We start from the raw sequence: 21,781 nt of genomic DNA on the forward strand, positions 1-21,781 counted from the left end.
CTTGAGTTATTACGGAAAATCGTTGTGTGGCTTACCAGCCCAGGTTGCTCATGCCACAAGCCTTGTACCATGCCGTTTGGCCAAAGGCTGCATTCAGATTGCCATAGGAGCAAGAGCTGGCATTTGCCTCGTACACTTGTTGTGGCACAAACATGCTCATGCAACAATAGTTTGAGGCATCGCGCGGCATGCTTTGAAAAGTGTTGTAGCCTGGCCCCACATAAATGCGGTTCGTGGCATAGTGGCACACCACAACTTTGGCCAGCAAAGGTTGAATAGTCTGAAAGTCTTCCTTTGGCAGAATTCGTTGCAACACCTGTTGCGCGTCATAATTATGTGGCCGGTAGTAGTAGATGGCTGAGTAGGCTTGATATGGCAGCACACCTGTCATGTCAGGCCAGTTATTGCTTAGCCTGTTGCGTGCGTCATACCGTGCCCACACCGTTTTGAGCGCATCAGCCAAAGGTTGCAGCAAGTCGGTTCGCACGCAAGATATGGCTATGCCCATGCCGGCAAACATGGTGTTGGCCATTTGGGGGTTCGACACGTCCTCGTAGTAGGTGCGGGCAATAGTGCCCGGGTCGTTGGCAAACAAGCCGTTTTGTAACTGATGTGTGTAATAAGCCCCAGCCGATGGTATCGACATGGGCGAGGCCACCACATAGTCAGTCACTTGCCGCAGGGCGTACGCTACTTCCACGTTCTGCATCAAGCAGGCGTCAAACAGTATGTATTTGCTATGCCAGCCGGCTTGCTGCATGGCTCGCGCCATATCGTCAATGTCCATTTGCGCGCCATGGTCGTTAACAACTCCTGGCCCGTCGTCAATGCCAAATGCCGATGGGCGCTTGGCACTGCACACATTATATACATTATAGTTGCTATTGGTTGATGGCACCCAGCCCGTGGCATGTGACCACATAACCAACCCATATTCCTGGGCTTCATAGTCGTGTCGCACCATCGAGAGCACTTCACGCAGTTGTTCCGGGTCGGTAGAGCAAATGTCCTTATCCCATCGCTTCAGCAGCACGGGCTCCTTGCAGCGCCGTGTCACGCGGTAAAGGCGCGGGGCTCTTTCGTCATCAACAAACATGAGCAACCGGTCGTTGTCGGCAATGTATTGACGGCCGTTCATAATCTCCGCCGAGTCGCTTTGTGCGTTTTTATGCAGCGAATTCTGTGCAGCCATATATATCAGCACAGTGCGGCGCACGGGCGCCTTGTCGGGCTCATCGTTAGTGGCATTGTCATGGCACGCTGTCACAATGGGTAACAGCGGCAGTGTGCAAAGGCAGACTTTGACGTATGATGATGAAATGTGCAACTTCACTTGTGTGTGCTTTATGCTGTGATTTACGTGCAAAAGTAAAGAAAAGTAAGGAAAAACTTTGCGTCTGTCGTACTTCTTTCTTCTCATTTCTTGCTTTTGTGCATAAAGTTTTGTTATTTTGCTCCTACAAAACAAATACTATCAATGAAAAAGATACTGATAATGGCTTGTGCGGCAGGCATGCTCACATTGCTCCCTGCTTGTGGAGGCCAAAAAACATCTGATGCCGATTCAAAGCAGGATACCGTGCAAACTGCCACCAACAGCAATGCGCCTTATGCCGATCCGTCGCAAGAAAATTCGTACAATGCCAAGTTAGGTGGAAAGGACTTTGTTATCACCATCAAACGTGCTGCCGACAAATCACTTCCCACCGTAACAGACGATTTGGGAAAGAGTTTCTACGACAACCGCGTTGAGGTAACCATTACTTGCAACGGCCAGCCATTCTTCTCAAAGTCATACACCAAAGAGGCTTTTGCCTCGTTCCTGACAACAAAGTCCGAAACACAGGGCACCATTTTGCTTGGCATGGCATACGACAGTGCCAAAAGTGACGGGCATGCCATACGCCTTGGTGCACAAGTTGGCCAGGTTGGCATTGAAGAGGGCCCGGCCTTCTGTGTCGAAATCCCCCTCGATGGCAGTGCCTCAAGCATTGTGCGCGATACCAACCAAGACACTACGGGCGATGATGGCGTAGAGTAGGGCAGAATAAAGCGAACAAACATAGGCAGGTGCTTTCAGTGTGAAAATGCCACCTGCTAACCTAAACCGCAAACAGCCCTTGGCAGTGATGCCAAGGGCTGTTTGCGGTTTAATATCCGAAGATTGTTACCTTACAAAGAAGGTTTCGACCAACGAACACAACTGTTCATTAGTTAAATTGTCAATACCTACTTTATCAATAAAGGTGTATTCTTCTTTCTTGCTGGTAATCACGAATTTGCGTTCTTTTCCTTCCACTTCACATAAAAGGTGATAGTTACCTTTGTACGCCTTTTCTACACGCACATTCTCAAAAATAGTATCACCAATTCTGAACGAAACATTCTTTCTTTGTTCTAACAATCTCCACTCTGCGAGATGATTGTTAAGGGTGGTTTCTACAGCACCTATCCAACGCTGACTAACTTCGCATTCTTCTGCAAAGTGTCTGAATTGGCGAATGGCAGAAGCAACCTCATCAATGATGGTTTTTGCCTTTCTGATACCGTTATCCTTGCCAAGAGCCAAAGTATCTTCAAGAGTCTGACCTTGAAGTTTACCCCGCATCATCAGACAATGCATCTTCTCAGGAAGAAAACCACCGACATTGAAGATATAAGTCATATCGTATGCCGGAGAAAGTTGCCAATAGCCGCTTTCGTCCATCAGGAACGAGAAGTTCTTGTTGTGATCATCAGTATTGTTGGCAAGAATATTGAATACCATTCTGCGAAAGACTTCCTCCTGGGTGCTTTCTGGCAGGCGCATCTTGCGACAAACCATCATCAACTTTTCGTAGCTGTCGGCATCAGGATATAGAGCTGCCAATGTCTGCATGTGCAATTTGCGTTCTTCATCACGATCAAAACGATGTGTAATGAAATGCTTCTGACCTTCCACCTCTATAATCCTGCAAGGCATCATGTTTATACCTGCAGCCATAGCCATTTTATAGTAAGCCATTTCCAATTCTGCTGACGAGCGTTCAGCATCGCCAAACTTCAGTATGCAATAATCAAAGCCCTTGTGACCGGCAATCTGTCCGCTTCTTATTTCTCCCGTTTTCGGATTTATCGCTATGATTGCCTTAGGTTGGCGACCGCCTGCTGATGTTCCGACAGCTATCAGCGACTGCATGGTCAGCGATTCGTCAGGCATAAGTCTTACATTCTCACGCTCAACGAATATTCTCTGGGCCAAATCTGTCAATGCTTTCATATTCAGCTTTTCCGACTTTCTGATGCCTGATGATTCGGGGATAAACTCCAAAGCTCCCATACCTCGCTTACCTATAAACGACAGAATTTCAAGCGGAGTAATCTCCTGATTGCGAATGCCTTTCTGTATGCGCCAGCACTCAAACACCTGGTCACCCCAAGCGTCAGGCAAAGAGTCTGCAAGAAAAGGAGGCAGTTTGCGGTAAAGCTTAGTTTCCTTGTCACCCATGATGGGACGTCGGCTAGCAGGTGACTTGACAGAAGCCACAAGTGGGAACGGATCAAGTCCTCCACCAAGGAAAGCTGGATTATACTCGAAAAACGAAATGCCTCTCCTTGCATCCCAGGACAAGCGGCCGATTTCCTTGTCCCAAAGCATTATTTTCAAAGAACTTGCTATCATGATTTCTTATGTCTAATTCGTTGAACTTTCTTTTCTTTCTTCACAAGGTATGCAGATGGCGGTAAATCCGGCATCAGTTCGTCAAGCGCATCTATCAGACCGATTGCCTTCAGCAGCAAAAGGAAGGTGCCGAGCGATACATTGCCCGATGTACCATTCTCAAACTTATGAATGGTAGTGATTGTAATACCCGATTGTTCAGATACCTCTTTCTGCGTCATATTGCTACGCAGACGGTAATCCTTGAATCTTGCACCAAGAAGTTTTACCAATTCCGGTATAGAATACTCGTAATAATCAATCATGATTCGTTGCTTTAATTTACACTGCAATATAAGTTAGATGAATAATATGAGGTTATATTATATTCTGCTTATACTTATGAATGCAAAAATACTCATTTTTTTTCAATATCTATCAACTACCATGAAGTTAACAGGTAGTTTTGTCAAGTATTTCCATACTTCATCACTTTTTTGCGCTATGTGATGGCGCAGAAGGTGATGTATACGTGTTGGCGGAATTAGTAAACAAGTTGATTAGTTAACCTGTTAACTGAAATTCCGCCAACGGGTATTACTAACATATCGACACTCATTCATTGTAGGATATGCTTGTTTTGTGCACGAAAAGTAATTTTATATAGAAATAATATAACAAAATGTTTGCTGTTTAGAGAAATATGTCTACTTTTGTCAGCGAAACAAGATTACACAACTAAAATAACGCGCCATATACCTAACACACAGCGTATGTCGTCATTTGTTTTACTTGTATCTTAGAATTATCAACCTAACATAACACCTATTTGTTTATGAAAAAAACACACAAATGGTTAGGAGTCGCCCTGTGCGCCATGGCCTTCGGTGGTAGTGCACAAGCACAAAAACTGATGGTAGTGGAAATGCAGGACCGTGCCGATAACTGGTCTTGCGCATTGAGCAAGATTTCGGCTGCCACTTTCCTCAATGGCCAAATCAGTTTTGGGGCCGATGAAGGCGAAACTACAACCACTCTCAAGGCCATCGACCTGAAGGGTATCGAAAAAATCACCTTTGTCGACGATCCCACAGCCGTCAAATCCGTAGTAGCAAGTCCTGCAGCAAAGTTGCGTGCCGTGGTAATGGGCAACACACTGCGTGTAAAGGGCTATTCGGGCCCGGCCACCCGTTTGACTATTGTGGCTGCTACAGGCCAGACCATACAGAATTATGGCACATGGCGTGGAGGTGACATCAATATTGCCACACTCACTCCGGGCGTCTATATTGCAAAGGTAGGCAACCAAACATTCAAGTTCAGCAAGTAACTAAAAACACATTCACCCAAGTGTCACCGCACACATGTAGCGGCGCACAGGTATAAAAAGTATAATCAGTCTATGAAAAAAGTATACATCACCCTTCTTTCGGCCCTCTTTGCCGGTAGTGCATTTGCACAAACTTTGTCAAACGACCGTATGGTCATTTTCGATGCAGCAGGCAACACACACCCCTTTGCTGTAGATCGCATACAGCAAATCACTTTCCCAACAGTTGATGGCGAAGCAAGTGCAGCTATTACGGTCAAGGGCATTGACCGCGACAGTGTGACGTTTGTCGTAACACGTAACGACTTCTGTATGAACTTCAAACTCGACATTCTGCCCACAACCACTGCCGACATGCTGAGCGATGCCGCAGCAGCTGCCTATGTTGACAAAAATAACAAGACTGTTTACTCAATGGACTTTACCAATGGCAAGGTAGAGTTGGCAAGTTTTGGTGCTACACCACTTACCGACTATACTGCTATCACCGTAGGTCTCGACCAATATGGCACACCCTGTGGCGTAAGTCGTGCCAACTTCCAAACACTGCCTGCAGTGTTGGTTGGCGACCCCAAGGTTGAGACTGTGGCCGACAGCACAGTGATAGGTCAGCGCGAGTTCTCAATTGGTACTTTGGCCAATGCCGACGTCAAGGGTTATGCACTCCTTGCTGGCGAGAAAGGATCTATCCAGAAGCAGTACAAGCAGTTCGCTCCCATGTTTGGTTACAAAAACTTTGGCGAAATGGTGAAAGGTTGGGGCTTTAACCATACATTGGAGGAAGGTCAAACAACTTGGAAGCCTATAAAGGATTCTTGGACCTCTATGGATCCCGGTACCGAATACGAAGTATTTGTTCAGGCATGGGACGCCAACGACAACTTCACACCTTGCGACACCATCACCATTACCACACAGACAAAGGGTGGCCAGGGCGCAGCTTCGGTTGACATCGCTCTTGGCGATTACAGGTTGACCGATTGGGAAGGTGAGCAAAAGTACAGCCAGTTTATCACCTTCACTCCCAACGATCAGACAAGCGTTTACCGTTTCAATGTGTACAAGGCTGAGCAATATGATGCCGATCCCGAAGGTGCAAACAGCTACGTAGCTCAGGATCCTCCCATGCCCGTGGCTAAATGGTTCTTCTATGAGCCTATAACAACCGATTTCCAGATCGATCCCAATACCGAGGCTGTAGCAGTAGCTGCTGCCAAGAATGCCAATGGCGAGTGGGGTACAGTTTGCGTTAAGCGTTTCACTACTCCTTCTGCCACTGCACCGGCCGCTGCACCTGCCATGAAGGCTAATGCCAAGACAGGCTTTGTAGCTCGTCAGCGTCACAACTTCACCGTAACCATGCCTCAGGCTGGCCGTTTGCCCAAGTTTGGCAAGGTAAGCACTGGTGTCATCATGAAGTAATTCAACGTTCCGATACACCGCGTAGTATTTATAAAGTTTTACTGCCCGTCCGCTGTTCTCACACAGTATGGACGGGCAGTTTGCGTTGTTAGGTAGGTTGTGGGGGATATGAATTGTTGCAGTGATTGTATCTTACACAAAAAGCAGCCCCGTGCCACTCTATGTATCGGAATATATCGTTACCTTTGTGTTCAAACCCAAACAAAACAAATTATGACAAGACGTTCAATACGCAAATATAGTACACGTGATATAGATGATGCGTTACTCAACAGCTTGCTTGCCGAGGCCGAACATACTCAAACCATGGGTAACTTGCAGTTGTATTCGGTGGTGGTGACACGCAGCAGCGAAATGAAGCAAAAACTCGCACCAGCACATTTCAATCAGCCCATGGTGACGCAGGCTCCTGTTGTGCTCACATTCTGTGCCGACTATAACCGCACAACACAATGGGGATTGCAGCGCAAGGGGCACCCCGGTTACGACAACTTCCTTTCATACCAAAATGCGGCAACCGATGCACTGCTCTATTGTCAGCGTTTTTGCGATTTGGCTGAGGCTGCAGGTCTTGGCTTGTGCTTTCTTGGTACAACCATTTATCAGCCGCAACTTATTGTCGATGTACTCAAACTGCCGCGTTTGGTAATGCCTGTGGCTACCATTACGCTTGGCTGGCCCGACGAAAATCCGCCGGTAAGCGATCGCTTGCCGCTCACCGCCATTCGTCACGACGAAACATATCAGCCTGTTACGCCCGATACAATAAACCGCGATTACGCAGCAAAAGAGGCTTTACCCGAAAACAAAGAGTTGGTACAAGTAAACGGCACCGAAACATTGGCGCAAATATTTACCGACATTCGTTATACTGCTGCCGATTGCCGTGCCATGTCCCAAACATTGCTCGACACCTTGCGCAAACAGGGCTTTGCTTGCTAATTATTGTCCGGTAAAACGTAAACATACGAACGGACTCAAGCACCAAACGCAAGCACTAATGGGGGCGACGCGTCCCGCGTCGGAAATCAGGGCAAAGGCTCACAGCCAGTCGTGTAATTAGCGCTGTCTGTGAGCCTTTATATTTAGTGTATGAACATGGCTTTTTCCCCGACGCGAGACGCGTCGCCCCCATTAGTGCTTGCGTTTAGTGCTTGCGCTTTCGTGCTTGAAGAAACGCAAGCACTAATGGGGGCGACGCGTCCCGCGTCGGAAATCAAGGCAAAGGCTCACAGCCAGTCGTGTAATTAGCGCTGTCTGTGAGCCTTTATATTTAGTGTATGAACATGGCTTTTTCCCCGACGCGAGACGCGTCGCCCCCATTAGTGGTAGCGTTTTGTGGTTGCGCTTAGTGGTAGCGTTTTCGTGCTTGAAGAAACGCAAGCACTAATGGGGGCGACGCGTCCCGCGTCGGGAAAATCAAGGCAAAGGCTCACAGCTAGTCGTGTAATTAGCGCTGTCTGTGAGCCTTTATTTAGTGTATGAGCAGCGCATTTTTCCCGCGGCGCGCGTCCATCAGCGAGCACCGCTCGCTGTGGCATCTTGCATAATCAGTCCTGCAATAGTAAAGCCAAATATGGCCGTGATGTGCGAAAGGCTTCCGTTGATTTGAGCCTTCGAACTGCACCATTCATGGTTAAGCAAGTCTGGGTCGCCGGGACCGTTTTCAGCTTTCGGACACAGACATGCTGCTGTGCCGCAGGCATGACTCTGTCCAAGGTTGGGCAACAACTCCTCGCTGTACACACACTTAAACTTGTGGGCAGGAAAAATATGCTGCTTCTTGAATTTGCGGCGTAGTGCGGCACCTAACGGGCAGCCCTTCACTTTCCAAAATTCTGCCACCGCCACTTTGGTTGGGTCCATTTTCAGCGCAGCGCCCATCGACGAGAAAAATTTCGCTTTCGTGCGGCAGGCGTTAAGAATAAGCAGCGCTTTGTCCTGTAACGAGTCAATCGCATCGACAATGTAGTCATAGTTCTCAATGCCAAATTCGTTGGCAGTGCTTTCCGTGTATATCTTTTGCATGGCCGTGATGTCAGCCTTTGGGTTGATGCTGAGCAAACGCTCTTTCAGAGCCTCAACCTTCACCATGCCAATCGTCTTCATGGTGGCCATGATCTGACGGTTCACGTTAGTTATGCACACACGGTCCGAATCAACAATGGTCAGGTGTTTGATGCCTGACCGCACTAAACTTTCGGCACACCAACTACCCACGCCGCCCACGCCAAAGATAATGACGCGCTTTTCGGCCAGCAAATCCATTGTGTCGGCCCCAAGCAAACGTTCAGAGCGGTTATATATAGCTTTCTCTATGCTTCCCATTCAGTATTCAGTGTATTAAAGTTTTGAGCCAATGCAGTCATCGAGTCGAACAGCACGTTGGCACCTTCGTCTGTCAGCACCTTTTCGGGCAGAGGGCCAGTATTTACTGCAATAGTAAAAATGCCAGCGGCCACACCAGCGCGCACGCCGAGCGGTGCATTCTCAACCACCAGGGCCTCGTCAGCACCAACGCCAGCCTTTTCAAGTCCCATAAGGTAAGGCTCAGGGTTAGGCTTGCCATGCTTCACGTCCTTGCTCGACACAATGAGTTCGGGGGTGAAAAATCCAGGGTAGTTATGGTCAAGCCGGTCGAGCAACGACTTTTGTCCGCTGCCTGTCACAACCACAATGGTCAGTCCTGCGGCCTTTACCTCTTGCAGCACCTGCAGTGCGCCAGGCATTTTGGGCGCTTCAGGACAAGCGTTGAACAAACGGCACTTCTCCTTGTATATCTGTTCAATCTCCTCGGCCGTGGCGTCGCGTTTCCAATAGCGGTTAGCCAATATGTTGATAGTTGATGCACCAGTGCGTCCCTCGTGCATATAAGCCTCTTCAGGCTCCATGTCAAGGCCGAACTCCGTGCATACTTTGGCCCATGAGGCAGCATGATTGGGCATGGAGTCGAACAGCACACCGTCCATGTCGAACAGTACAGCACGCAACTTTCGTGCAGGTTTACCTTTGCGGTAAGCGTCAATTTGCGACTTAAACGTCATGTGAATATGATCTTTTTTAGCTACAAAACGGCAGACACGGCTATGGCATTCCCCTCTTCGTTCAGGAGGGCGGTGCCATGGTCGTGTCTGCTTCGTAATAATCCTTGGTTGACAGGTTAACAAGTAAGTATGTTATACACTTTATTATGTTAAAGTTAGAATGGTTAGAAACCTTTGGCAAATCTACCAATGTTAACCCGTTATCTTGTCAACTAATTCCGCCAACGCGTTATTATAGTCTGGCCTTGATGGCTTCAGTCTCCTTTTCATAGCCAGGTTTGCCGAGCAAAGCAAACATGTTCTTCTTGTATGCCTCAACGCCCGGTTGGTTGAACGGGTTAACCTCGAGCAGCAAACCGCTGATGCCGCAGGCACGCTCAAAGAAGTAAATCATCTGGCCGAGGTGGTACTCGTCAAGTCGTTCAACCACCAGTCGCATATTAGGCACACCGCCATCAACGTGGGCCAGCTGCGTGCCAAGTTCGGCCATCTTGTTCACCTCGTCTACGCGCTTGCCTTCAAGGAAGTTAAGTCCGTCAAGGTTCTCATCGTCGTGGGGGAAGAGTACGGTGTGCTCAGGAGTCTCCACCGAAACAACCGTTTCAAATATGGTGCGTTCGCCCTCTTGAATCCATTGGCCCATTGAGTGCAAGTCAGTAGTAAAGTCAACAGCTGCGGGGAAAATGCCCTTGCCGTCCTTACCCTCGCTCTCGCCATAGAGCTGCTTCCACCATTCGTTCATGTAGTGGAGCTTAGGTTGGAAGTTAACCAATATTTCAGTCTTCTTGCCATTGGCATAGAGAGCGTTGCGCACGGCAGCGTATTGTTCAGCAGGGTTTTCTGCAAAAGGCACTTCAGGTGCAGTGAGTTTCTCCATGTCGGCAGCACCCTTCACAAGTGCTTCAATGTCAAAACCGGCACAAGCAATGGGCAGCAAACCTACAGGTGTGAGCACTGAGAAACGGCCGCCTACATTGTCGGGAATGATAAAACTCTTATAGCCTTCCTTGTCAGCGGTCACGCGTGCGGCACCCTTCTTGGCATCAGTAACGGCCACAATCACCTTGCGTGCCATTTCAATGCCGCGTTGCTCCTCGCATTGCTTGCGCAGCAAGCGGAAAGCCAAAGCTGTCTCGGTAGTAGTACCACTCTTCGAGATGTTGATCACGCCAAATTTGCGACCCTTCAAGTAGGTTGTCAACTCGTAAAGATAGTCCTCGCCAATATTGTTACCAGCAAAGAGCATGATGGGATTTTTGCCATCATTGGCAAGCCATTCAAAGCTGTTGCCGAGTGCTTCGATCACGGCACGTGCACCCAGGTAGCTACCGCCGATACCGGCCACTACAATGGTGTCGCAGTTTTCGCGCAGCACCTTGGCGGTCTCTTTCAGGTCTGCCAAATGTTCGGGTGTGATTGACGATGCCAAGTGCATCCAGCCCAAAAAGTCATTGCCAGCGCATGTGCTATCTTCGAGTGCCTTTTGTGCTGCTTTAACGCGGGGTTCGAGTGCCTCAACGGCACCAGCTGCTAAAAATTGTGCAGCCTTGCTTACTTCTAAACGAATATTCTTGCTCATAATACAATATAAGTATGTACTAATTTAGTTTGTGGGGGCAAAGTTAGTGCAAGGCGAGCGCAATACAAAGCGAAAGTCTTAAAACTTTTGTTTCGTATTGCCGAGCCGCCGCCTAACTTGGCGAAACAAAGTTAGTGCAAGGCGAGCGCAATACAAAGCGAAAGTCTTAAAACTTTCGTTTAGTATTGCCGAGCCGCCGCCTAACTTGGCGAAACAAAGTTAGTGCAAGGCGAGCGCAATACAAAGCGAAAGTCTTAAAACTTTCGTTTAGTATTGCCGAACCGCCGCCTAACTTGGCGAAGCAAAGTTAGTGCAAACCGAATGCCCTGCAAAGCAAAAAATGTATTTTTTGTATTGTCCGGTAAAACCATTCTGATATCATGGCTCACGGATCGCACCGATTGCACGGATTCTTTCACTCATGCAACGTGCTTTAGCACCACGGAGATGACGGATTTGACGGATTTTGTGAGCATTGCATGCTCACTTCGCTATTGGCCCGTAACGTACCCGTGGCGAAATATGTTAGCACAGATTGTATAGTAAGGGGACCTGGTCGCAGCAACGAGCTAATGGCGAAGTGAGCATGCAATGCTCACAAAATCCGTAAAATCCGTCATCTCCGTGGTGCTAAAGCACGTTGCGTGAGCGAAAGAATCCGTGCAATCGGTGCGATCCGTGAGCATTATATTGCTTTTTGGTAAAACTTCAAAGCATAAACAGCTTGTCACCAAAATAGGCATCAAGAACGAGACCGTTTTGAGGGCATTTTACGTTGCCTGAAACGCGCTGCAAAAAAACGCTACCTCTAATGGGGGCGACGCGTCTCGCGTCGGGATAGAGAAAGGACGGAAATACGAACTCGGCTAAATAAAAGTTGCATATTTTCCCGATGCGAGACGCGTCGCCCCCATTAGTGCTAGCGTTTAGAGGTAGCGCTTAGTGCAAGCGCTTGGTGCTTGAGTCCGTTCGCATGTTTACGTTTTACCTACCAGCAATAGCATTCAAAGGAACACAAGTCCGCCACAAACGATGCTTGCAAATATGCACATCTGCGAGCAGAACGAGTGTCTAACGCATCTCGTACAGATATTTATACAGCGGTGCCAGCATCAGTGCCTGAAATATGCGCCCGTCATGCATCATCTCCACCACCTCATCGCGTGTGGCAGTAAACACAGCCAAGTCTTCGGTAGCATCAAGGTGCTGCGTGCCAGTAGGCTCAACCCCCGTAGCCAAAAAACAATGCTGCATGTTCGACATCGAGCCAGGATTAGGTGCAGCCTCCATCAGCAACTGCCATTCGCCGCCAGTATACCCCGTCTCTTCAAGCAATTCGCGTTTCGCCGCCTCAAGCGGTGTCTCGCCCTTTTCCATCACCCCGCAGGGCAACTCGTAGCTCATGCGTTGCATACCATGGCGGTACTGCTTCTCCATAATAAAGCGTCCAGCCTTGTCAATAGCTATCACATTCACCCAGTCGGGGTATTCAAGCACATAATATTCGGGAATCTCGCGGCCGTCGGGCAACTCCACCACATCGCGCCGGGCAGTGAGCCAGGGGCGCTTGACGAGATATTCCGAGCGCTTAATCTTCCAAGGTTTAATATCTTCAGGTTTCATTGCGCTTTATTCTTATCAAACACATGTTTGCCATAGTTCACACCAGCCGCCTTATAAAATGCCGGTTCGGCCTGCAAACGCTGTTCAAAGTTGGTGTAGCTGCGCTCCGATTGCGGTGTCCAGCCAGCTTCGGCCACGGCAGCCAAACGAGGGAACGTGAGATACTGCACCGTGCTGGCGTCCTCCACCCATTCTGTCCAGAAGTTAGCCTGCACACCCAAGTATTTTGACTGTAAAGCATCGGGCACATCCTTCATGGGCACATAGTTGTAAACAGCCTCCACCGTTTCGGTGCCCCAACCCTGTGAGCGCGGTTCCCACACATCTTTGCTCTGTCGGCGGTTGATGTAGTAGGGTATTTGTGGCGACAGAATAGTGTTCATGCCACGCTTAGCCGCATCTTGTGCCGCAGCGTCAGCACCAATCCATGCCATGATGGTAATGTCCTTGCCGAGCGGAGCCGTGTTGCCATGCAGCACCTCGTTCCAAAATATGAGTTTGCGCTGCTCGTGCTGCGGCTTCTGGGCCATGTGTTGCTGCAACTGGTGGTAGAAGTTAATTTGCAAGTCGCGATAGTTGTCCGACCCCAATTCCTTCAGTTGCTTCTGACAGTCAGCGTTGTTCTGCCACTTGTAAACGGGGCATTCGTCACCCCCCAGGTGGATATAGCTAAAGGGGAAGATGCCTGTGAGTTCGTCAATCACATCGTTGGCAAACTGCACGGCGCGAGGGTTCGACACATTTATTACATCGGCCGACACGCCTTGGTACAGCCACACCTGGTGTGGGTTCTGCGGGTCGCAGGCTAAAAATTCGGGGTACGATGCCACCGCGGCCTGTGAGTGGCCGGGTATGTCCACTTCGGGCACAATCTCGATAAAACGGTCGCGTGCGTATTTCACAATTTCGCGTGCGTCAGCTTGGGTGTAATAGCCGCCATAGCGTTCGCCATCGGGCACCGTCTCGCCGTAGCCCAAGGTGCGGCTGTGACGCCATGCACCCACCTCGGTTAATTTGGGGTATTTCTTTATCTCGATACGCCACCCTTGGTCCTCTGTCAGGTGCCAGTGAAAGCGGTTCATCTTGTATGCCGCCATCATGTCAATGATTTTCATCACCTCGCGTTTGCCATAAAAGTGGCGACCCTCGTCGAGCATAAAACCACGCCAGCCAAAACGTGGCGCATCGGCAATGCTCACTGCGGGCAGTGTCCAGCTTGCAATGGTCGAGTCGGGCACACCTGCCATGGCGTTGCGCGAGGGCAGCAACTGTTGCAGTGTTTGCAAAGCATAAAAGAAACCTGCCGGTTTGGCAGCCTCTATCACAATCTGTTTCGGGGTCACATTTAGTGTGTAAGCCTCGTTGCCAAGGTGCTTGTTGCAGCGCAGTTGCATGGTGGCACTTTTGCCGCCATACTTAAAGTGTGTGCCTGTGGCAGGTGTGAATTTCTGCTCAAACTGTTGCAACACAAGTTTGATGCTGTCACCATCGTAAGCATCGGCCCACACCTTGAGGGTGGGGGAAAAGGTAAATGTGCCATCGCCCTGCACCACTTTGGCAGGTTGCGGAATGAGTGGCAGATTATTTTGCTGGGCAAAAATCGCAGGGGCCGCACACAGACAAAGGGCGGTTATAGTGGCTTTGATATTTTTCATGTAAGAAATAAAAAGATACGCGTTGGCGGAATTAGTAAACAAGTTGACAAGTTAACGGGTTAACAGGTAAGTTTGCATAGCCTTTTCTGATTTTCCGCCATACAATAAGCAGATTATGGCATACTTACTTGTTAACCTGTCAGCTTGTTAACCCGTTAACCAAGAATTTTGCCAACGGGTAAAGATTGTCTTAAAGCTTATTCAGCAGAGAGTTTGTTCCAAAAGTTGTCAAGGTCATTGCCAAGTCCTTTCATCAGGTCGCCGCTAATAAGTATGGTATCGTCGTCCACCAAATGCAGTTCGGCTATTGTTTCATGGTCCTCGCCAATGAGCACATAAGAGTAGGGCTTCAGTATGGCCACATTTTCAGTTACATCTTTGATGCGTTTGATACACTCTCTCAAAATGGGTTGTACGGCAGTGTAGAAATCTTCGTCGTGGTTGTCAATCCACTCTTCCACCACACAGCGAGTGAGTTCATTATCGTCGTCATCATAAATGCGCAGTTCGCCGCCCTCCTGTCTCACTTGCAGGTAAATGTCGGTCAGTGGCATACATTCGGCCTGTGGGTCAAACTTCGAGGCCGCTTTGCGCAGTGCGCGTTCTATTTGTTGATAGGTTTGTTCGCTTGCAGTCATGGCATCTGTATCTTAGTGGTTTACTCAGCAAATGTACAACTTTTTATGCAATGGTCGTGCAAACTGGTCGTATAAACTTTGATTGCGCTTTATTTGCTTGCTGACGCTCGCAGCGCTAATATGTCAATATGCTAATGTGTCAATGTGCTAATATGCTAATGGGCTGCCGCCGTAGCGTGGCTTGGCAGCCGCTAACGCGGGAAACAAAAGGACATAAGAACATAAGAACAAAAGATAAACGTTTGTGTTAGCCGCTTACCGCGGGAACATAAGAACACAAGTTTTCTCTAAAAAAGGATTATGAGTATCCTAAGTAACACACGAAATCCCAATATTCGTTTTCTATACAGCGCAAATATCCAGTCTCTCCAAAATTGAAGAGACGACACGTATGTAAAAAGGTATTTTTCTCTTCTAGCTCGAAGCTATACGTGGGCATCCACAAGTATCCAAGGCTTTGGCTAATTTACAAGGACGGAGTCGAACTACCAGAAACTTAATAGCCTTGCAATGGAAACTTATTGTTACAGCTTGCACTAAGCAAGCTGAGTACAATCTTTAGCAACAGACTTTTGGGGTTCAAAGTCCTTGTATGAAACATTGAATTTCAGAATGTGCCAAATGCACACAAGTATTTTTCTGGCCACAGCTACCACTACTTTCAACTTGAATTTCTTCCTCACTTGTGTGTGAAATGCGTAAAACTTAGAGAAGTAACAATCTTTCGTTCTTGATGCAGCCCATGCGCATTGAACACTGGCAATTCTGATGAATCTGTTCCCGTGAGTAATCTTGTTCGATTTGATTTTCTTGTTACTTTCGTCATTTCTTGGGTTGAAACCGCACCAAGAGACGAGATGTTTGGCACTCGGGAACGCATTTACGTCTGGACCTATCTCGGCAAGGACTGTCAGGGCGGAACGCTCGCTTACACCTGGGATTGTCTGAAGGTTCTTCATCTGTTCCTCAAACTCCCTGTTGCAGATTTCCCGCATTTTTTCAATGCATTTGTTCTTGTTATCCTCCAATAAGGCTGATTCTGCAACATATTGTGCAAGCATGTCTATTTCAGCTTCGGAAACGACACCTGTAAGTGCTGCCAGTATCGTATCCTCGCCATGCTTGTTTATAATGCGTTTGTGTACGAGCATAAGTAGTTCTTGCGGTGAAGTTACACCTTCAGATATACGCTTGACAACATTTTTGTAACTCTTGCAATCTGTATTGGACACATAGTTACTCAAACGAATATTACAGCGCTGCAATATCGCATCAATCTTGGAATACTTTCTTACTAATTCCGCATTCAACTCGAATATTCGTCTGTCGTACAAGCGGAGTTGTTGGATTAAAGGAGGTGGAATAAAGCTTCCACGAATTAGTTCCTTCATGACGCATTCCGCAATCCATTGAGCATCCTTGACATCACTTTTACGCCCAGGAAGTTGCTTAATAAAGTAAGGATTAACCAACTTGAGTTCAAATGAATCAACAAGTACGCGCCAGATGGGAATCCAATACACACTTGTGCTTTCCATTGCGACTTCGCTGACTTCGTTTTCTGCCATAAAATCGCGCATGGAATCGAGTTGTGGAGTCAAAACGCCGTATACGCGTTCTATTTTCTCCCCGTTTTCTCGCAAAATACAGAGATATACACTATCTTTGTGCACATCAAGCCCTGCTACAGTTTTCATAAGCTTTTAATTTAATTAGGCGTTAGAGCCTGTTTTCCCACAAATATACGGGATATTGGCAACATTTGCCAATATAGGAAACTGAAGCGGGCTTGATTTATGTTTTGCTGCGGTCCCTTTTTTATCTCGTGGGCATGTGATTGGAAATTCTCATCTTAATTTACATAAGATACACAAAAGGCCGCTGCGCAGCTGACGGCCACGGACTAACGTCCGGGTGGCCTCAAGAGACATAAGGGCTGACGCCGTAGCGTAACAACTGGGTTACTATTTGCTTTCGGTAAAACGTAAATATGCGAACGGCTTCAAGCACAAAACTCAATCTCTAATGGGGGCATTCTATGTTATTGACCAAATTTTTGGCAAGTTTTTTTGTTAAAGGATCTGTTGGATACCGATGTTAGCATACAACTATTGAGCTAGTAGTTGTGGTCGTATGAGGATCCTTTGATACGTCCATATCTGAATAGATTTTGGAGTCACGTACCATTGCAACAAGAATCTTGAGCATTTTGTTCTTGCAATTGTTAAGTACTATACCGATCGCTTTCCCTCGTGCCATAAGCCTATCATGATAAGCTTTTATGCGTGAGTTATACCTAATTGCACAAAGCGTGGCTTCGGTCAAAAGCGCTTTCAGCCAAGAGTTGCATTTGGGGCTTACATGTGTACCTCTCCTGACGGAAGTACCAGATTCGTTCTTAAAGGGAACAACCCCCCAATATGTAGCAATCTTGCGGTGGTTAAAGTTGAACTTGGTGAAGTTGTCTGTATAGACTATGAGCGCGACTGCATTAATCAAACCGATACCTTTCATGGAAGTCAGGATATTGAAGTTTTTTGCGTATTCAGAGCAGCTCATGACAACATCGAGAATCATTCGCTCAAGTTCCTTGAGTTCTTTCCGTAAGGATTCTTCTAGGCGTTTGAAAAACTCGTTTATGCTACTTGCTATGTTGGAGTCCTGCAGCATTAAAGGATTCTCCTTTGTGTTAGTAATTTCCGCTTTTAAGAAGGATTTGAGTCTATCTCGCTTAGCAAGGAGTGTCTTAAGTACACGCGTTTCGTCCTTGGGACGTACGTAAGGTTTCATCTTATCATAGAAACGTGCAGCGTAAGAGGCAATACGCAGAGAGTCTGTCTTGTCGTCTTTCCCTCTTACATCACCCATGCCACGTACGATATTCATGCTATGCTCAATCCATATGATAAAGCCACGATCTGTCAATTCATCACTGAAGAGTGTGCTATATGTACCAGTGTTTTCACCACAGAAGATGATTTCTCCGTCTTGTGCAACCTTTGACTTGGCCCAAGCAATCAGTCCATCAACTCCTTTCAGGTTGTTTCTAAACTTCTTGTACGCAATGAGAGTTTCTGGTTGTTCTTTCTGTACGATACTAGCATCTACTGTTTCTTTGGAAAAATCGATTCCAATAATGAACTTTTTCATATCTTTGTATGGTTTTTTAAAGGTAGCGAAAGCTGTGATGACTGCCACTCTAACTATTTTTATGAGCATTCTATTTAGTCTTTGCAGCTTGGTTGGGAGGGGTCTTAATGCCCCCAATAGTCTCTACGGACTGGCGACGGTGTATTTTTCCTCCCAACCAGCTATTCCTTTACTTTACTACGACAAAAGTAATAGAAAAAGCTTCTAACTACAAAGTCTTATTTAACAATGTTTACAGGTTAGCGGCTGCGCCGCTTAACTGCTGCAAACTTAGAGCGACGCGTCTCGCGTCGGAAATGATTTGCAACGCTACGCGGCGTCAGCCCTTATGTCTCTTGAGGCCACCCGGACGTTAGTCCGTGGCCGTCCGCCGTGCAGCGGCCTTTTGTGTATCTTATGTAGACTTATGTTCTTATGTTCCCGCGGTAAGCGGCCAATACACGCAAAGCCTTCTGTTCTTATGCTCTTATGTCCTTCTGTTTTCCGCGTTAGCGGCTAATTAGCTCCCGCGTCAGCGTGCTTTCACCCAATACATCACCCCGCGGTTGCACCTCTTGCGCGGCACACCGAGCTGCATCAGTTCACGCCCCAAAGTGTTAGGCGTAGCATTGCGCACCATGCCACGCAAGTCACGCTTGAGCGTGCGGAATATGGCCGTGGCCGTCTGCCACTCGCCGCCATCAACCAGCTTGCCCTCATCAGCCACCTCGAAACGGCGCACAAAACACTCGCGCAAGGGCGACGACTGGTAAAACAATCGGTTGTGATGCTGAATGGCAGCCTCCTCGGTGTGCGTGAAATAAGTCAGCTCACCTGACAGCACCTCGTGCAACAGTTGCGCATAAAGCTGCGCATAGTCAAGCGGTGTGTCGCAGTCTATCACCCCGTGCACCTCCTGACAAAAGAAACGGCGGCTGCCCGTGGGGTCGTTCAACAAGTCGTAGCGGTTGCTCGTACCAATAAACGAGGCCACGCGCGGCATCTCGGAAAAACCGCTCGCATACGGACGACGCGACTGCATAGTGCCGAGCTGCACCAAATTCTTAAGTTTGGCCGCATGGTGCTGGCTGTAACGGTCAAACTCATCGAGGTTGACAAGTGCAAAGCGCGACAGAGCCAGTTCGAGCCGCTCCGTGCCCGAGAGTTCAAACTTTTCGGAGTAGTAGTTGCGCAGTTCGGGCGGCAGCAACATGCGGCAGAAGGTGCTCTTGCGCAGGCCCTGCTCCTCGCTCACCAACAAGGGTATCATGGCATTGCCACCCGTCTGCGAGGCGGCGCCGCCCTCAGCACCATGCCACCCGGCCACCATGGCGCGCAGCCAGCGGTGGAACACGGTGGTCCACAGCGGATCGCGGCTCACACGGGCGGCGAGGGGCGTCACGCGGTCGGTGCCGTCCCATGCGGGCAATGATTTCAAATAACTTGTAAAGGGGTGGTATTGCGGCATATAGTCCGACTCCAAAATGCGGTCCACATCGTTGTTCCACACCATGCACCCGCGTTTGTGCAAGTCGATAACAATGGTGTTGCGCACCAGTTTGTTCACTGGCACAAACTGGGCAGAGGCCCCATTGTGTCGGCGTATTTCGGCCACGCGGTCAAGCACGTTATAGCGCGTGTCGTACATCTCGTCAACTAATAGCATGGCTTGTTCAGTGAGAGAGGGTGTGTCGGGTTGCTCATTGTATGCTTTTTCTGGTTGCGGCTCGATAGGTTGCGACTCCGTTGGTTGTGGCTCGGTAACTTGCGGCTCAGTTGCTTGCGGCTCGGTAACATTATTCGGTTGTGGCTTAACAACGTCTTTCGGTTGTGGTAGTACTTCGTCATTCTCCGCCGCCGTTTGTGGCATGGACATTCGGGCTTCGTCAAGTTTTTCAATCACGCGCTTGGCGATACGGTCAATCAGTGCATCGATGCCCTCGTGCATAATTTGCTGCACAAATTGCAGCAAGGCTTGTTTGGTATTCATGATAATATACAATTTAGTTAGTAGTGGGTGCAAAGATATAAAACCTCAAGGCTTGCAAACAAAAAAAGTGTACAAGTTGTACACAAATAATGTTTCCCGTGCTAAGCAACCAACAAGCAACACTACGGCGTAGCCCTTATGTTCTTGAGGGCACGTGGACGTCAGTCCGTGGCCTTCTGCCGCGAAGCGGCCTTATGTCCTTATGTCCTTATGTCCTTTTGTTCTTATGTTTACCGCGTTAGCGGCTGCCAAGCCACGCTACGGCGTTAGTTCTGTTTGCATATCTGTATATCTGCGGGCATTGCTCGCCTTGGCCGCTAACGCGGTAACCATAAGAACAAAAGAACATAAGTACATAAGGCCGCTGCGCGGCTTTAGGCCACGAACTAACGTCCGCGTGGCCTAAAGAACATAAGGGCTGACGCCGTAGTGTTACAAGTGGTAATGCTACGGCGTCAGTTCATTAGCATATTACCACATTAACAAACTTGCTACACTCTACACTTTTACAATGTGAGCAGTTGATAATCAACATATAAAAGCGTGTAGACGCCATCATTATTTGTCTGCACTACCGTCTGCACGCATCAGATTTGCCACAGCGCAACAACAGTTATGGGGGCAAGACTTTTCTGTCGGAGCAACAGAAAATTCTTGTCCCCATAACATAAATGACCGAGGCACAAAACGGATTGACCTACTGCCCCAAATAGTGCAAACATTGTGCTGAAGTTGTGTAGACGCAGTGTAGATACTGTGCAGACGTGTCTACACGCCTAAAACGATTGATTATCAAATACTTTGTGCAGAAAAGTGCAGAGTGCAGACATTTCTTGACTTCGTCAATGTGTCGCCCAAATCAAAGGACATAACTCATGGTTTGTGAGTTATGAGATTTGCCGCTAACGCGGAACCATAAGACCAAAAGGACATAAGAACACAAGAACTTCAAAACATACGGGCATGGACTTTTGTCCTTATGTCCTCCGCGTTAGCGGAATGGGTGATTGGGGGTATCTGCATTGTAACCTTGCAACAAAACTACTGCCCACGTATTGTATTATGACTGCAACATTGGCGTTTTAAGGGTTGTATTGAACAATATACCGAAATTTGCAATCGTAATAAAGAACATATTTAATTAAAATCTTTTCATCATGATAAATCTCGAAAAAGGACAGCGTATAAATATGGACAAAGGTCTTACCCTTGTTGGTGTAGGACTTGGTTGGGATCCGAATGAAGGTACGGGTTATGATTTTGATTTGGACGCTTCGGCATTTATGTTAGGAGATAACGGGCAGGTTCCCAAGCAGGAGTTTTTCGTATTTTATGGTAATCAGAAATCACCTGATGGTTCGGTAGAATCAACCGGTGATGACTTGACAGGGCGCAACAGCAGTGGCGGAGATGACGAGACACTGAATGTGGACTTGACAAAGGTAAGTTCCAATATTCAAGAGATAATCTTCACGGCTACTATTTATAAAGCAGACGAACGCCGCCAGAATTTCGGACAAGTTCGTAATTCGTATATCCGCATATATGATGCCAAGACCAATACGGAAATTGCCCGTTATGATTTGGACGAGGACTTCTCTGTTGAAACTGCAGTAGAGTTTGGTCGCTTGTACCGTCATAATGGTGAGTGGAAGTTTGAGGCTATCGGCAATGGTAACAAAGGTGGACTTCAAACCCTGGTAAACAAATACGCTAAACAATTTGCATAAC

Annotated in this window: 17 protein-coding genes; 5 read left to right on the forward strand and 12 right to left on the reverse strand. The window is 47.8% G+C overall.

The window, feature by feature from the left end:
• Window positions 1–31: 31 nt before the first annotated feature.
• Window positions 32–1,420: a clostripain-related cysteine peptidase gene (locus tag BQ5453_RS08365; RefSeq protein WP_071122838.1), complete on the reverse strand. Its 1,389-nt coding sequence runs from the start codon at window positions 1,418–1,420 to the stop codon at window positions 32–34.
• A gap of 57 nt (window positions 1,421–1,477) precedes the next feature.
• Here BQ5453_RS08365 and BQ5453_RS08370 point away from each other — a divergent pair, with 57 nt between their 5' ends.
• On the forward strand, window positions 1,478–2,041 hold the full coding sequence (locus tag BQ5453_RS08370; RefSeq protein ID WP_071122839.1) for a DUF4738 domain-containing protein: 564 nt from the start codon (window positions 1,478–1,480) through the stop codon (window positions 2,039–2,041).
• Window positions 2,042–2,167: 126 nt separating this feature from the next.
• Here the strand turns inward: BQ5453_RS08370 and BQ5453_RS08375 are convergent, their stop codons facing one another.
• Together BQ5453_RS08375 and BQ5453_RS08380 are read right to left on the reverse strand one after the other, a co-directional pair.
• A complete protein-coding gene (locus BQ5453_RS08375) occupies window positions 2,168–3,661 on the reverse strand; it encodes a type II toxin-antitoxin system HipA family toxin (RefSeq protein WP_071122840.1) in 1,494 nt (497 codons plus the stop codon).
• Window positions 3,658–3,966, reverse strand: coding sequence for a helix-turn-helix domain-containing protein (locus BQ5453_RS08380; protein ID WP_071122841.1), 309 nt, complete (start codon window positions 3,964–3,966; stop codon window positions 3,658–3,660). Before BQ5453_RS08380 ends, BQ5453_RS08375 begins: the two co-directional genes overlap by 4 nt.
• A 509-nt stretch (window positions 3,967–4,475) precedes the next feature.
• Here BQ5453_RS08380 and BQ5453_RS08385 point away from each other — a divergent pair.
• The 3 genes from BQ5453_RS08385 (at window position 4,476) to BQ5453_RS08395 (ending at window position 7,334) form a co-directional block, all read left to right on the forward strand.
• The gene (locus BQ5453_RS08385) at window positions 4,476–4,970 is read left to right on the forward strand and encodes a T9SS type A sorting domain-containing protein (protein WP_071122842.1); all 495 of its coding nucleotides are present in this window, start codon (window positions 4,476–4,478) and stop codon (window positions 4,968–4,970) included.
• Between the two features lie 72 nt (window positions 4,971–5,042).
• Window positions 5,043–6,392 carry a hypothetical protein gene (locus BQ5453_RS08390; protein WP_071122843.1) on the forward strand — a complete coding sequence of 450 codons (1,350 nt, stop codon included), beginning with the start codon at window positions 5,043–5,045 and terminating at the stop codon, window positions 6,390–6,392.
• A 213-nt stretch (window positions 6,393–6,605) separates the two neighbouring features.
• Window positions 6,606–7,334 carry a nitroreductase family protein gene (locus BQ5453_RS08395; RefSeq protein WP_071122844.1) on the forward strand — a complete coding sequence of 243 codons (729 nt, stop codon included), beginning with the start codon at window positions 6,606–6,608 and terminating at the stop codon, window positions 7,332–7,334.
• Window positions 7,335–7,907: 573 nt separating this feature from the next.
• On the opposite strand, the gene BQ5453_RS08400 is transcribed toward BQ5453_RS08395, so the two are convergent.
• From BQ5453_RS08400 to BQ5453_RS08440, 9 genes are all read right to left on the reverse strand, one after another.
• Complete coding sequence (locus BQ5453_RS08400; RefSeq protein ID WP_071122845.1) at window positions 7,908–8,720, reverse strand: tRNA threonylcarbamoyladenosine dehydratase; 813 nt, start codon at window positions 8,718–8,720, stop codon at window positions 7,908–7,910.
• The gene (locus tag BQ5453_RS08405) at window positions 8,708–9,436 is read right to left on the reverse strand and encodes an inorganic diphosphatase (RefSeq protein WP_071122846.1); all 729 of its coding nucleotides are present in this window, start codon (window positions 9,434–9,436) and stop codon (window positions 8,708–8,710) included. Before BQ5453_RS08405 ends, BQ5453_RS08400 begins: the two co-directional genes overlap by 13 nt.
• Before the next feature lie 232 nt (window positions 9,437–9,668).
• Window positions 9,669–11,015 (reverse strand): glucose-6-phosphate isomerase, encoded by a 1,347-nt coding sequence (locus tag BQ5453_RS08410; protein WP_071122847.1) that lies wholly within the window; start codon window positions 11,013–11,015, stop codon window positions 9,669–9,671.
• A 1,071-nt stretch (window positions 11,016–12,086) separates the two neighbouring features.
• Window positions 12,087–12,638 (reverse strand): NUDIX hydrolase, encoded by a 552-nt coding sequence (locus tag BQ5453_RS08415; protein ID WP_071122848.1) that lies wholly within the window; start codon window positions 12,636–12,638, stop codon window positions 12,087–12,089.
• On the reverse strand, window positions 12,635–14,293 hold the full coding sequence (locus BQ5453_RS08420) for a beta-N-acetylhexosaminidase (RefSeq protein ID WP_071122849.1): 1,659 nt from the start codon (window positions 14,291–14,293) through the stop codon (window positions 12,635–12,637). Before BQ5453_RS08420 ends, BQ5453_RS08415 begins: the two co-directional genes overlap by 4 nt.
• Window positions 14,294–14,490: 197 nt before the next feature.
• Window positions 14,491–14,931 (reverse strand): hypothetical protein, encoded by a 441-nt coding sequence (locus BQ5453_RS08425; RefSeq protein WP_071122850.1) that lies wholly within the window; start codon window positions 14,929–14,931, stop codon window positions 14,491–14,493.
• A 536-nt stretch (window positions 14,932–15,467) separates the two neighbouring features.
• Window positions 15,468–16,628 (reverse strand): IS110 family RNA-guided transposase, encoded by a 1,161-nt coding sequence (locus BQ5453_RS08430; protein WP_071122046.1) that lies wholly within the window; start codon window positions 16,626–16,628, stop codon window positions 15,468–15,470.
• Window positions 16,629–17,028: 400 nt separating this feature from the next.
• Window positions 17,029–18,081, reverse strand: a complete 1,053-nt coding sequence (locus BQ5453_RS08435) for an IS110 family RNA-guided transposase (protein ID WP_161942409.1) — start codon at window positions 18,079–18,081, stop codon at window positions 17,029–17,031.
• Window positions 18,082–18,592: 511 nt separating this feature from the next.
• Entirely contained in the window at window positions 18,593–20,050 is a 1,458-nt protein-coding gene (locus BQ5453_RS08440; RefSeq protein ID WP_071122852.1) for a VapE domain-containing protein, read from the reverse strand.
• Window positions 20,051–21,207: 1,157 nt separating this feature from the next.
• Here BQ5453_RS08440 and BQ5453_RS08445 point away from each other — a divergent pair.
• The gene (locus BQ5453_RS08445; RefSeq protein WP_317039454.1) at window positions 21,208–21,780 is read left to right on the forward strand and encodes a TerD family protein; all 573 of its coding nucleotides are present in this window, start codon (window positions 21,208–21,210) and stop codon (window positions 21,778–21,780) included.
• Window position 21,781: the final 1 nt, after the last annotated feature.

The organism is Prevotellamassilia timonensis (assembly GCF_900106785.1).
Lineage (GTDB): Bacteria > Bacteroidota > Bacteroidia > Bacteroidales > Bacteroidaceae > Alloprevotella > Alloprevotella timonensis.